This is a genomic window from Micromonospora sp. MH99 (assembly GCF_021442385.1).
Lineage (GTDB): Bacteria > Actinomycetota > Actinomycetes > Mycobacteriales > Micromonosporaceae > Micromonospora.
Window position 1 is genome coordinate 37,124 of the sequence record NZ_MUZA01000014.1, and the last position, 12,969, is coordinate 50,092.

General features: G+C 72.6%; 11 protein-coding genes. 5 read left to right on the forward strand and 6 right to left on the reverse strand.

Features of this window, described 5'->3' with window-relative positions; genetic code table 11:
- Window positions 1–158 precede the first annotated feature (158 nt).
- The gene (locus B0E54_RS10310) at window positions 159–587 is read left to right on the forward strand and encodes a DUF3151 domain-containing protein (RefSeq protein ID WP_234583135.1); all 429 of its coding nucleotides are present in this window, start codon (window positions 159–161) and stop codon (window positions 585–587) included.
- Window positions 588–633: 46 nt separating this feature from the next.
- Here the strand turns inward: B0E54_RS10310 and B0E54_RS10315 are convergent, their stop codons facing one another.
- Window positions 634–3,051, reverse strand: coding sequence for a chromosome partitioning protein (locus B0E54_RS10315; RefSeq protein ID WP_234583136.1), 2,418 nt, complete (start codon window positions 3,049–3,051; stop codon window positions 634–636).
- 71 nt (window positions 3,052–3,122) lie between these two features.
- Window positions 3,123–4,193, reverse strand: coding sequence for an acylglycerol kinase family protein (locus tag B0E54_RS10320; protein ID WP_234583137.1), 1,071 nt, complete (start codon window positions 4,191–4,193; stop codon window positions 3,123–3,125).
- Between the two features lie 124 nt (window positions 4,194–4,317).
- Between B0E54_RS10320 and B0E54_RS10325 the strand changes: the two genes are divergently transcribed.
- The 3 genes from B0E54_RS10325 (at window position 4,318) to purD (ending at window position 8,078) form a co-directional block, all read left to right on the forward strand.
- Window positions 4,318–5,607 carry an adenylosuccinate synthase gene (locus B0E54_RS10325; RefSeq protein ID WP_234583138.1) on the forward strand — a complete coding sequence of 430 codons (1,290 nt, stop codon included), beginning with the start codon at window positions 4,318–4,320 and terminating at the stop codon, window positions 5,605–5,607.
- A gap of 188 nt (window positions 5,608–5,795) precedes the next feature.
- Entirely contained in the window at window positions 5,796–6,725 is a 930-nt protein-coding gene (locus B0E54_RS10330; protein ID WP_234583139.1) for a type IV toxin-antitoxin system AbiEi family antitoxin domain-containing protein, read from the forward strand.
- A 102-nt stretch (window positions 6,726–6,827) separates the two neighbouring features.
- On the forward strand, window positions 6,828–8,078 hold the full coding sequence (purD, locus tag B0E54_RS10335) for a phosphoribosylamine--glycine ligase (protein ID WP_234583140.1): 1,251 nt from the start codon (window positions 6,828–6,830) through the stop codon (window positions 8,076–8,078).
- A gap of 10 nt (window positions 8,079–8,088) precedes the next feature.
- Here the strand turns inward: purD and B0E54_RS10340 are convergent, their stop codons facing one another.
- The 3 genes from B0E54_RS10340 to B0E54_RS10350 form a co-directional block, all read right to left on the reverse strand.
- The gene (locus B0E54_RS10340) at window positions 8,089–9,651 is read right to left on the reverse strand and encodes an AMP-binding protein (protein WP_234583141.1); all 1,563 of its coding nucleotides are present in this window, start codon (window positions 9,649–9,651) and stop codon (window positions 8,089–8,091) included.
- A 195-nt stretch (window positions 9,652–9,846) separates the two neighbouring features.
- A complete protein-coding gene (locus tag B0E54_RS10345) occupies window positions 9,847–11,061 on the reverse strand; it encodes an acyl-CoA dehydrogenase family protein (protein WP_234583142.1) in 1,215 nt (404 codons plus the stop codon).
- Window position 11,062: 1 nt separating this feature from the next.
- The gene (locus tag B0E54_RS10350; RefSeq protein ID WP_234583143.1) at window positions 11,063–11,515 is read right to left on the reverse strand and encodes an SCP2 sterol-binding domain-containing protein; all 453 of its coding nucleotides are present in this window, start codon (window positions 11,513–11,515) and stop codon (window positions 11,063–11,065) included.
- Window positions 11,516–11,583: 68 nt separating this feature from the next.
- Between B0E54_RS10350 and B0E54_RS10355 the strand changes: the two genes are divergently transcribed.
- Window positions 11,584–12,222 (forward strand): TetR/AcrR family transcriptional regulator, encoded by a 639-nt coding sequence (locus B0E54_RS10355; RefSeq protein WP_234583144.1) that lies wholly within the window; start codon window positions 11,584–11,586, stop codon window positions 12,220–12,222.
- On the opposite strand, the gene B0E54_RS10360 is transcribed toward B0E54_RS10355, so the two are convergent.
- Window positions 12,197–12,862: a VTT domain-containing protein gene (locus B0E54_RS10360; RefSeq protein WP_255786772.1), complete on the reverse strand. Its 666-nt coding sequence runs from the start codon at window positions 12,860–12,862 to the stop codon at window positions 12,197–12,199. The two genes, B0E54_RS10355 and B0E54_RS10360, sit on opposite strands and share 26 nt — an antisense overlap.
- Window positions 12,863–12,969: the final 107 nt, after the last annotated feature.

Below are 12,969 nucleotides of genomic sequence, written 5' to 3' on the forward strand. Positions count from 1 at the left end.
GCGTAACCGGTTCCTGGGGAGGCTCCGGACCATTAGTTGTAATGGAAAACACCTGGCCGCGGCATAGGCCGCAGGCGTGATGAACTCCTCAGCCGTTCAGCCGAACGCGTCGGCCGACCCGCTCGCGTGTCGCCCTGTCCAGCGGGTTGAATGGGGCGATGCAGAACCTTTTGCCGGAGCCACCGGCCACCCTCCTGCCCGCGAACGACGAGGCCGACGCCGCCCTGGCCGCCGCCCAGGAGGCCGGCACCGACGAGGCGTTCGCCGCGGTGGCGGCCCGCTTCCCGACCTTCAGCGCGGCCTGGGGCGCGCTCGCGGCCCGGGCGTTCGCGGCCGGCGCCGTGGTGACGGGGTACGCGTACGCCCGCACCGGCTACCACCGTGGCCTCGACCAGCTCCGCCGCAACGGCTGGAAGGGCCACGGGCCCGTGCCGTGGTCGCACGAGCCCAACCGGGGCTTCCTCCGCTGCCTGTACGTGCTCTCCCGGGCCGCCGACGAGATCGGCGAGGCCGACGAGGCGGCCCGCTGCGCCCAGTTCCTGCGGGACTGCGACCCGGCCGCGGCGGACGCGCTGGCCAGCAACTGACACCGCCGTCGAAGGCCGGCCCGGAGCTGGGCCGGCCTTCGACGGGCTACAACCCTTCGGCGACAGCGGCGGCGATCTTCAACCAGGCGTCGCGGGTGGCCGAGGAGAGCCCGCCGTACCGGATCGGCTCGCCGCTGTCGATGAGCCGCTCGTACGGCGCCAGCAGCACCGCCCTGGTCCGGGCCGCGAAGTGCTCCTGGATGGCCGGAAGGTCGATCTCCTTGCGCGACGGCGGCATCGACACCACGGTCACCGCCTGCCGGACCAGCCGCTGCCGGCCGCTCTGCTCCAGGTGGTCGAGCATCCGGGCGGCCGTCTCCGCCGAGTCGTTACGGGCCGACATGGTGACCACGAGTTGGTCGGTGGCGTCCATCGACGCCTGCCAGTTCTGCGCCCGCACGTTGTTCCCGGTGTCCACGAAGATCAGCTTGTAGAACCGGCTGACCACCTCGCGGATCTCGGCGAACGCGGCTGCGGTCAGCATCTCGCCACCGGTCGCCGACTCGTCCGAGGCCAGGACGTCGAACATCCCCTCACCCTGCGAGCGGACGTACTGCGACAGGTCACCGACCCGGCCGTGCGCGCCCTGGAACTGCCCGAGGTCGCGCAGCATGTCCCGCACGGTGCGGGAGTGGAAGTCCTGCTGGGCGCGCATGCCGAGCGTGCCCTGGGTCTCGTTGTTGTCCCAGGCCAGCACGTAGCCGCCGCGCTTCTGCCCGAAGGTCATCGCCAGCAGCAGGATGGCCACCGTCTTGCCGGCGCCGCCCTTCGGGTTGACCACTGTTACCTGCCGCAGCCCACCGAAGTTGCGGCGCACCATCTCGATGTCCCGCTTGAGCTCCTGCTCGTGCCGCCCCGGCGAGAGCCGGACCAGACCGATCTTGTTGACCACCGCGCGTACGCCCATGGTGGCCACCGGGTCGGCGGGTCGTACCTGCCGGCGGCGCGCGAAGTCCTCGGCCGTCGGCGCGGCAGTGGTCTCCGGAGTCCAGGTGGCGTCCGGGTAGCCGGTGGCCGGCACCCGCGCCACCGGGTCGGTCTCCTGGTACTGCTGAGGCGGCGCCGGTGGAACCGCTGCCGCGGCCTGCTGCCAGGGCGGCGGATACCAGCCCGGCGACGGCGGGAACGGCCCCGGCGGCGGGGTCGGCACCGCGCCCTGCTGTGGGGGTTCGACCGGCGCCGGGCCGGCCTGGCCGGGAATCGCCGGCGAGTACGTCTGACCGGCGTACGTCTGGCCGGCGTACGTCTGCCCCGCTCCGGTGCCCTGGTCGACGGCGGGCGGCGGCGGTGGAGGTGGAACGGGCGGCGCGGGAATCGGCGGCGGCGCGACGGTGGCCTGGCCCTCGGTCGACGGGGGTGGGCTGGCCGGACGCTGCGGCGGGTACGCCCAGGGCGACTCGGCCGCCGGCCGTGCCGCTCCGCCGGCAGGGCCGTTCTCCCCGGTGCCGGCCGGTCCGCCAGACTGCGCTGCCGGCCCCGCCGCTGCCGAGCCCGCGGTGGCCGAGCCTGCGGTGGCCGGCCCTGCGGTGCTTGGGCCTGGGGTGGTCGGGCCTGCGGTGCTTTCGCCTGCGGTGGCGGGGCCTGCGGTGCTTGGGCCTGTGGTGGTGGGGCCTGCGGCCGGCGGGCCGGCCGTGCCGGGGTCTGTCGTTACCGGCCCTGAGGTGGGCGGGCCTGCCGGGGTCGGTCGGTCGGCGGGCGTGACTGTTGCCGCCGGGCGGTCCAGGGAGAACGGCAGGTCCAGGTCCACGCCGCCCGACGCGGCGGGCGGATCGTTGACCGGACCGGGGACAGGCTCGTCGGCGGACGCCGCTCCGGCTGCGGTGCCTGCGGCTCCGGTCGCAGTGCCTGCGGCTCCGGTCGCGGTGCCTGCGGCTGCCGCTGGGGTGCCTGCGGCTCCGGTTGGGGTGGCCGCGGCCTCGGCTGGGGTCGCCCCCGGGCGCGTGCCGGTGGCCGGAGTGCCGGACGTCGGCGGGAACGTGTCACTACCCGGCCCGACGAGGGCACCCACCCCCGGCGGTACCGGTGCTGTCGACGCAACGGGAGGCACGGGCGGAGTGGCCGGCGCGGGTGGAGTTGCCGGCGCGTCGGCGGGTGGCCAGCTCGGCTGCGCCGGTGCCCAGCCCGTACGCGCACCGTTCGGGCCGGTGGCTCCCCAGCCGCTCGGCGGCGGCACCGCCCCGGTCAGGGACGGGTAGTCCGACGGAGACGGCGGTGGCAGGGCCGCCGCCCCCGGCTGCCCGGGAACCGGCGGACGGCCGGTCGGCGGCGCGGCCACCGGTGGCGAGACGGCCGACGACGGCGCGGACGGCGGTGGACCGCCCCGCTGCTCGGCGACCGCCGCCCACGGCGGCACCACGTCACCCGCGCCCTGCTCGGCCGGATCCGGTGGCCAGAGTGGTTCGATGTCCCGCTCCGGCACCGGCTGCTGGCCGGGCACCTGCGCCCGGTCGGCGTTCTTGTCCATTACGGTTCCTCCCCAGTCCTCCTGCGAGGATAGGCCCACCGGACGACCGGGGCCGGTCGGCGCAGTCGGGGTCAGACCACCCAGACCGCCCAGGCACCCGGTTCGATCCACCAGGAGCGCTTGCGGGTCAGCTCACCCTCGACGCCATCGTCGAGGTAGGGCACCTTTCCCTCCCGGGGCAGCACCGACACGGCCCGCCCCCGGGCCCGCCGCACCTCCAGGCGTACCCGCTTGCGTCCCAACGCCGAGCGGACGACCACCGGGACGGCCACCGCGACCTCGACCTGGCCGTCGGCCGGGTCCGGCGCGGCCAGCAGCGCCACGTCGTCGAGCGACGCGTACCCGCCGGCGTTGCCGATCGCGCAGGCCAGCAGCGGTTCGTCGCCGTCGGTGAGGATGGCGTCGTCCACCTCCACCCGGGCCCGCCAGTGCAGTGGACGCCCGGCGTCATCGGCGGCGCCGAGCAGAGCGCCGTCCAGGGTCACCGAGCCGCCGTCGTTGCGCAGCAGATCCAGCCGGCGTGGCGTGCCGTCCAACACGGCGGCCGCTACGGCCACCGGGTCGCGGGGCAGCCCGAGCTGCGCGGCCAGGTCCCGGTGGGTGCCGCCGCGCGCCGGGTCGAGAGGGAGTACGGCGACCGGCGGCAGGTCGGGCAGGGTCCGGTCATTGCGCAGGTCAGCCGGACGGCGACTCGGCGGTGGGGCGTACCGCCGGACGAGCCGGCGCAGCACGGCGCGCAACTGCCCGTCGCTCGCCGTGGCGACGACCAGCCGGGTCTTGCCGTCCGAATCCGGCCAGGTGAGACCGTCCGGGCGGGCCGGACCGTCGAGCTGGGCCAACACCGCGTCGATCTCCGCGTCCGAGCGGGCGGTGACCGTCTGCACCCGGGCACCCCGGGCGGTCAGGGCATCGGCGCAGGCCAGCACCGGCACCCGGGGTCGATCGGTGGCGCACCGGTCGCCGTCGCCCGGCTTCCCGCCGGGGTCGGTGCCGGCGTCGGTCGCCGTGCCAACGGCAGCCCCGTCCGACCCGTTGACGCCGGTGTCGGTCCCGGTCGCGCCGCCGCAGCAGGCTCCGCCGCTGCCACAGCCCCCGGGAGCGTCGCGCTCCGAGGAGAGAGTGAGCAGCACCACGTCGTACACGGAAGGAGCCTCCTGCCTCTCGACGCGACCCCTGCCGGTCGCGCCGTCACTACTTGTTAACCTGACACCCCGGGCTCGCCAACCGGTCGCCACCTGGCACCCGAGCCTTCTGGAGGCGGAAAAGATGCCAGCGATCGTGCTCATCGGCGCTCAGTGGGGCGACGAGGGCAAGGGCAAGGTTACCGACCTGCTGGGTGAGCGGGTCGACTACGTCGTGCGCTACTCCGGCGGCAATAACGCCGGGCACACGGTCATCACCCCGGACGGCCAGAAGTACGCGCTGCACCTGATGCCCTCCGGGGCGCTCTCGCCGAGCGCGATGATCGTCATCGGCAACGGCGTGGTCGTCGACCCGAAGGTGCTGCTCGCCGAGATCGACGGTCTCGCCGAGCGCGGGGTGGACGTGTCCCGACTGCGGATCTCCGGCGACGCGCACCTCATCATGCCGCACCACCGGGCACTGGACCGGGTGGTCGAGCGGTACCTCGGCTCGTCCCGGATCGGCACCACCGGCCGGGGCATCGGCCCGGCGTACGGCGACAAGGTCGCCCGGATGGGCATTCGACTCCAGGACCTGCTCGACCCGGGCATCCTGCGCAAGAAGCTGGAACTCGCGCTGCGCGAGAAGAACCAGATGCTGTTCAAGGTCTACAACCGCAAGGCGATCGACCTCGAGGCCACCGTCGAGGAGTACCTGGAGTACGCGGAGCGGCTCAAGCCGTACATCGCCGAGACCCGGGCCATGCTCTGGGACGCGCTGGACCGGGGCGAGACGGTGCTGCTGGAGGGCGCCCAAGCGACCATGCTCGACATGGACCACGGCACGTACCCCTTCGTGACGTCGTCCAACCCGACGGCCGGCGGCGCCTGCGTGGGCGCCGGCATCCCGCCGACCGCGATCAACCAGGTGATCGCGGTGAGCAAGGCGTACACCACCCGGGTCGGCTCGGGACCGTTCCCGACCGAGCTGTTCGACGCCAACGGCGCGCACCTGCGCAAGATCGGCGCGGAGTACGGCACCACCACCGGCCGGGAGCGCCGGTGCGGGTGGTTCGACGCGGTCGTGGCCCGGTACGCCTGCCGCCTCAACGGCGTCACCGACCTGGTCATCACCAAGCTGGACGTGCTCACCGGGCTGCCCAAGGTGCCGATCTGCGTTGGCTACGAGATCAACGGCAAGCGTGTCGACGACATGCCGATGAGCCAGACGGACTTCCACCACGCCACCCCGGTGTACGAGGAGCTCGACGGGTGGTGGGAGGACATCACCAAGGCCCGCACCGTCGACGAGCTGCCGGAGAACGCCCGCCGCTACATCGCCCGCGTAGAGGAACTCTGCAACACGAGGGTGAGCGTCATCGGCGTAGGCCCAGGCCGAGAAGAAAACGTAGTCCAACACCCCCTCCTCCCCTAACCCCAACCCCCTCCGGCCCCCGGCCCCCGCCCCCGCCCCGGTGATCATGAAGTTATTGCCACCCGTTCCGGCGTGTCGTGGCAATAACTTCATGATCAACCCAGGCGGGGGCGCCTGGTTATCCACAGGGAAGCGCTGGTTGTCCACAGGGGTGTGTCTGGGGTTCCCCGGTGGGTCAGGGTGGCCGGGTGGATGCCTTGGACGCGGTACGGCGGGTTGCCTCCGCGCGGGACGGGATTGTGACGCTCAGGCAGGCGCGAGCCGCTGGTTTCACCACCCACGAAGTGCAACGGCTCTGTCGCGCGGGCCGTTGGCGCGTCGTGGCGCGTGGCAGCTACCTGGTGGACGCCGACCTGTATGACGGGGTGCCCCGACGGGCGCGGATCAGGGCGGCGTTGGAATCCTTTGGGCCGTCGGCCGGCGCAGTGCTCGCAACAGCCGCCGAACTGCACGGGATGGCTGGTCTGAAGGCCACCGATGTGATCCACCTGTCGGTGCCTGGCCCGGTCGCCAGGCCAGCCCGGATCGCTCATCCGGAGGTGGTGGTTCATCAGCTGGTCGTTCCGTCCGGGCAGTTTGTCCGGGTGGACGGGCTCACCGTGACCGAACCGCTCCGGACCCTTGCCGACGTGAGCCTGCGGGTTGATCGTTTCTCGGCGGTGAGTGTGCTGGACTCGGCATTGAACCGTCGGTTGGTGACCGCCGAAGATCTGCTCTCCTTCCCGCGCCTGATCCGCGGGCGGCGTGGCGCGGTCGCGGCACGCGGCTTCCTCAGCGAGGTGGACGGGCGGGCACAGTCGCCACTCGAGACGCGTGCCCGACTCCGATGCGTCGACGGCAGAGTGCCGCCCGATGCGCTGCAACTTGAGGTGCGTGACGACGACGGCTATCTGCTGGGCATCGGTGATCTCGCGTGGCGTCGCCACCGGATCATCGCCGAGGCCGATGGCCGAGGCCCGCACGGTCTGCCGGAAGCCGTGTTCGTCGACCGACGACGCCAGAACCGCCTGGTGAACGCCGGCTGGACGGTCCTCCGATTCACCTGGAAGGACACTCTGCGCCCCGACTACATTCCCTGGACGGTCCGTCAGGCAATGGCCGCGGCCCGAGTTCGTTGACCATGAAGTTGTTGCCACGACACACCGCAACAGCGGGCAATAACTTCATGATCACCGGCGCGATGCGCGGCGGTGGGCGGGGCGGCCAGTAGGATGCCCGTCGTGCGGGTTCTCTTGGTGGGTGGTGGTGGGCGGGAGCATGCTCTCGCGCTCGGGTTGGAACGCGATCCGGCTGTTTCGGCGCTGATTGCCGCGCCTGGTAATCCGGGCATCGCCTCGGTTGCCGAGTTGCGGGCCGTCACGGCGACCGACCCGGCCGCTGTCGCCGCGCTGGCCGTGGAGACCGCGGCTGACCTGGTGGTGATCGGGCCGGAGGCGCCGCTGGTCGCCGGTGTCGCCGACGCGGTACGCGCCAAGGGCATCGCCGTGTTCGGCCCGTCGGCCGAGGCCGCCCAGCTGGAGGGCTCCAAGGCGTTCGCCAAGGACGTGATGACCGCCGCCGGTGTGCCGACCGCCCGGGCGTACGTCTGCACGGACGAGGAGACCACCGCGCGGGCGCTTGACGAGTTCGGCGCCCCGTACGTGGTGAAGGACGACGGTCTGGCCGCCGGCAAGGGCGTCGTGGTGACCGACGACCGGTCCGCCGCGTTGGCGCACGCCGCCGAGTGTGGCCGGGTGGTGATCGAGGAGTTCCTCGACGGTCCGGAGGTCAGCCTGTTCGTGGTCACCGATGGCGAGGCGGCGCTGCCGCTGCTGCCCGCACAGGACTTCAAGCGGATCGGCGACGGCGACACGGGCCCGAACACGGGCGGCATGGGCGCGTACGCGCCGCTGCCCTGGGCGCCGCCCGGCCTGGTCGACGACGTCATGCGCGACGTGGTCCACCCCACCCTGGCGGAGTTGCGCCGCCGGGGCACCCCGTTCGCGGGCCTGCTCTACGTTGGCCTCGCGATGACCGCCGCCGGTCCTCGGGTGATCGAGTTCAACGCGCGCTTCGGCGACCCGGAGACCCAGGTCGTGCTCGCCCTGCTGGAGACCCCGCTGGGTGGGCTGTTGCACGCGGCGGCCACCGGCACGCTTGCCGAGCACCCTCCGCTGCGCTGGCACGACGGCGCGGCGGTGACCGTGGTGGTAGCCGCGCAGGGCTACCCGGCCGCGCCGCGCACCGGCGACGTGATCACCGGCGCGGACCGGCCGGGCATCATCCACGCGGGCACCGCCCGCCGGGCGAGCGACGGCGCGTTGCTGTCCGCCGGCGGCCGGGTCCTCTGCGGTACGGCCACCGGCCCCGACCTGGCGAGTGCCCGGGATGCGGCGTACGCGCTGGTGGACGGGGTGGAGTTGGCCGGCTCGCAGCATCGCACCGACATCGCCACCGCCGCGGTCGAGGGCCGGATCACGATCCCGGGCTGAGGCTGGCGCCTCAGCCGTAGTAGCGGCGTAGTTCCCGGGCGAGCACCTTGCCGGTGGCGTTGCGGGGCAGGTACTTCACGAAGACCACGTCCCGGGGTACGGAAAAGCGGGCGAGGTAGCGCCGGACGTACTCGCGGACCGCCTCGGGGTCGAGGGTCTCGCCGGGGTGCAGGGCGAGGAACGCGGCCAGCCGCTGGCCGTACTCCGGGTCGGGTACGCCGATCACGGCGGCCTCGCGGACCTGCGGTAGCTGGGCGAGCAGGTCCTCCACCTCGGACGGGAACACGTTTTCGCCGCCGGAGACGATCATGTCGTCGGCCCGACCGTCGACGAAGAGCAACCCGTCGGCGTTGAGCCGGCCGAGGTCACCGGTGTCGAGCAGGCCGTCGCGGCTCTCCCGGCTGGCGCCGGACGTGTAGCCCTCGAAGAGCATCTCGTTGCCGACGAAGATGCGGCCGACCTGACCTTTCGGTATCGGCTGGCCGTCGGCGTCGAGGATCTCCAGGCGGGTGCCGTGCGGTGGCCGGCCGGCAGTGGTGGGTGCCTGGCGCAGGTCCGGGGGACCGGCGATGGATGCCCAGGAGACCTCGGTGGAGCCGTAGAGGTTGTAGAGGACGTCTCCGTACACGTCCATGAACTTGGGGGCGAGCCCGCCGGGCAGTGCCGATCCGCTGACCGCGACGACCTTGAGTGCGGGGCGCGGGTCCGGTGGGGGCACTTCCAGCAGCCGTTGGAGCATCACGGGTACGGCGAAGAGGGCGTCGCAGCGGTGTGCCACCAGGGCGGCGAGCATGGCGGCCGGGTCGAAGCGGCGGTGCAGCACGATGGTGGCCCGCAACGCGAAGCACACCTGCAGGGCGGCGAATCCCCAGGTGTGGAAGATCGGGGCGGCGATCAGCACGCGGTTCTTGGCGTGCAGCGGGATGCGGTCGATGATGGACACGAGCGGCCCGAAACCGCTGGGTGTGGGCCGGCGGGCGCCCTTGGGGGCGCCGGTGGTGCCCGAGGTGAGCACGATGATCCGGCCGTCGCGCTCCGGCGGGCGCAGCTCGCCGGGGAGCGCTCCGGCCACCAGTTCCTCGCGGGCGCGCTCGTCGAGGCGGGGCAGTTCGGCGGGGAGGCCGAGGACCCGTTCGGCGAACTCGTCGTCGTGCACCAGCAGCCGTAGCCGCTGCTCCTCGGCGACGGTGGACAGCTGGGCGGCGGAGAGCCCGGTGTTGACCAGGACCGCGTCGACGCCGAGCAGGGTCGCCGCGACGATGGTCTCGATCAGGCCGTGGTGGTTGCGGCACAGCACGCCGATCCGGTCCCCGGCCTGTACGCCGAGCCCGGACCGCATCGACCGGGCCATGCGTTCGGCCCGGTCGAGGAGCGCCTGGTAGGTCAGCTCGACGCCGTCCTCGTCGATGATCGCCGGTCGGCCGGGGTCTCGGGCGGCTGCCTGGCGTAGTTCGCCGGCGAGACTCCACCCCCAGGTGCGCAAGGCGTTGAGCTGCGAGGCGATCCGGACCGGGCGGCCCGGCGTGAGCAGCCCGCGACGGGTCAGCGTGGCGACGACGAACGGCAGGTCCATGCCGCAGACCTCCTTGGGGTGGTACGCGGACAGGCAGGTGACTCCCGTCCGGCAGGGCGTTCTTCCTTGATCATGCACCCGACGCGGCACCAGGCCCAGCCAGCATCGGCGTGGGGTGACGAAGACGGCACGGATAGGTAGGACGCCGCCCCTGGCCCGGCCGGCGGTCGGGCCAGGGGGTGGCTGACCGGAGGCTCAGCGGATCTGCGTGCCGGAGATCGCCCGGGAGATCACCAGTCGCTGGATCTCGGACGTACCCTCGAAAATGGTGTAGATCTTGGCGTCGCGGTACCAGCGTTCGACGGGGTGGTCGCGCAGGAAGCCGGCCCCGCCGAGCAGTTGCACCGCCTTCTCGGTGACCGACACCGCCACCTCGCCGGCCTTGAGCTTGGACATCGAGCCCTCGCCCGCCGTGAACGGGCGGTTGTTGCGGCCCATCCAGGAGGCCCGCCAGACCAGCAGCCGGGCCGCGTCGATCTCCATCCGCATGTCGGCAAGCGCGAACGCGACAGCCTGGTTCTCGATGATCGGCCGTCCGAACTGGACCCGGTCCTTCGCGTAGTCCAACGCGTACTCGTAGGCGGCCCGGGCCACGCCGAGCGCCTGCGCGCCGACGGTGGGTCGGGACAGCTCGAAGGTGCGCATCGCGGCCTGCCCGCTGGCCCGTTGCCCGGAGCGGGCGCGGTCCAGGCGTTCCAGCAGGGCGTCGCGTCCGCCGAGCAGGCAGCGGCCGGGCACGCGTACCTCGTCGAGGAAGACGTCGGCGGTGTGGGACGCGCGCAGGCCGAGTTTGCGCAGCTTGCGGGTCGCGGCCAGGCCGGGGGTGCCGGGCGGTACGACGAACGCGGCCTGGCCGCGGGAGCCGAGCGTGGGGTCAACGGAGGCGGTGACCACGTGCACGCCGGCGATGCCGCCGTTGGTGGCGTACGCCTTCTGGCCGTTGAGCACCCACTCGTCGGTGGCCTCGTCGTAGACGGCCCGGGTGCGCATGGCGCCGACGTCGGAGCCGGCCTCCGGCTCGCTGGTGCAGAACGCGGCGACGGCCGGGGAGTCCACGTCGCCGAAGCACTGTGGCACCCACTCGACCATCTGGTCGGGGGTGCCGGCGCCGTAGATGGCGGCGACGGCGAGCGAGGTGCCGAAGATGCTCAGGCCGATGCCGGCGTCACCCCAGAAGAGTTCCTCGCTGGCGATCGGCAGGGAGAGCCCGGTCGGGTCGGCCCAGCAGGTGGCGAGGAACTCGAAGCCGTAGAGGCCGACTTTCGCGGCCTCCTGGATCACCGGCCACGGGGTGTCCTCGCGCTCGTCCCACTCGGCGGCGGCCGGGCGCACGACCTCGGCGGCGAAGCCGTGCACCCAGTCGCGTAGATCCCGCTGTTCCTCGTTCAGGTCAAGCGAGAACTCAGCCATGTCAGGCCTTGGGGATGTCGAACAGGTTGGCGATGTTGGCGGCGAGGCCGAGGTCGCCCTTCGCCTTCAGCTTGCCGGTCATGAACATCATCACCGGGTTGGCGCCACCGGAGACGATCTTCAGGAACTCGACCGGGCCCATGGTGAGGGCCAGCTTCGGGTCGTGCTGCGGAGTCTCGTTCACCTCGCACTTGCCGTCGGCGATGACCACCTCGTAGGTGTCGCTGCCGCCGTCCGGACGACCGGTGATGATCCAGTGGATGACCGCGTTGGTGGAGCCGGCCCGGTCCGCGCGGAACAGCGACGGCATCCGGCCGAACACCTCACCGAGGACCTTGCCGCGCAGGTCGCCGGACATCACCTGGGCGATCTTGTCGTCCGGGGTGGACTTGACCAGCTGGGCAAACTCCTTGGGGCCGACGTTGGCGAAGGTGGCCGGGTCGAAGTCAGTCATGAGATGTGCCTTCCGGAAGATTTGGCTACTCGCGCGTAACCCTACGCACGAGTAGGTATGCTCGCAAGGTGTCCAGTGTCCCCGCCTTCAAGCGCCTGCCCCGCGCCGTCCGCGAGCAGCAGATGCTCGACGCGGCAGTGAAGGTCTTCTCCCGGCGCGGCTTCCACGCCGCCAGCATGGACGAGATCGCGGAGGACGCCGGCATCTCCAAGCCCATGGTGTACGCGTACCTCGGGACGAAGGAAGAGCTGTTCGTCGCCTGCCTGCACCGGGAGGGCACCCGGATGATGCAGGCCATCGCCGGCGCCGCCGTCCCCGACCTGCCGGCCGACGAAAGGCTGTGGCGTGGCCTGCGGGCGTTCTTCGGCTTCGTCGGCGCGCACCGCGACGGCTGGGCGGTGCTCTACCGGCAGGCCCGGGGCGAGCAGCCGTTCGCCGGAGAGCTGGCCAGCATGCGGGCCCGGCTGGTCGAGGTGGTCGCCGGGATGCTCGACCACGCGCTGCGCGCCGAGGGCCGCGAGATCGCCGCCCTCGACCTGGAGGTCGTCGCGTACGCCCTGGTCGGCGCGACCGAGTCACTTGCCGACTGGCTCGCCGACCACCCGGACGCCGACCCGGAGAAGACGGCCACCCGGATGATGAACGTGGCCTGGCTCGGCGCCGCCCAACTGCTGCACGGCGTCACCTGGCGTCCGCCGGCCGACTGACGGTCCCGACGGAGGCAGCGTCGGTGCCCGGCTCGCCGGCCCGCGCCGCGCGGCGCCGCCCGCGGAGCCAGCGGACCACCTCGACGACCAGAGTCACCGTCAGGGCGAGGCCCAGACCGAGCAGGAGGCCACGCAGCGGGTCCTGCTCGAAGGCCAGCCCGCCGACGTAGCCGACCAGCGCCGAGTAGAGCCCCCACGAGCCGGCAGCCAGCGCGTCGAAGGCCAGGAACCGTCGCCGGGGATAGCGCACCGCGCCCATGGTGAGGGTGACAGCGGTCCGGCCGCCGGGGATGTAGCGGGCCACGGTGAGGATCAGACCGCCCCGGGTGGCGATCCCCCGGCGGGCCCGGTCGATGGCGGCCCGGCGTCGACCGTCGGGCGGCAGCCGGTCGAGCAGTCGCCCTCCACCGCTCCGCCCGATGGCGTACGAGACGTGGTCGCCGACCAGCGCGCCGGCGGCGGCCACCACGATGACCGCCGGCAGGTACGGCGCTCCCGAGGCAGCGAACACCCCGGCCGTGATCACTGCCGTCTCGCTCGGCACGACCGGGAAGAAGCCGTCGAGCACCGCGATCGCGAAGATCGCCAGGTACACCCAGGGCGAGGACATCGTGTCGTGCAGCAGGTCCAGCAGATCCATGATCCCGATGCTCGTGCGGGCGGCGGCCGCTGCCATCGGCCAGTGGTCAGGTGGGCGGCACTACTTAGGTAGCGGCCGGCCCGGACTGCGCGTCGGGGTCATCCCCC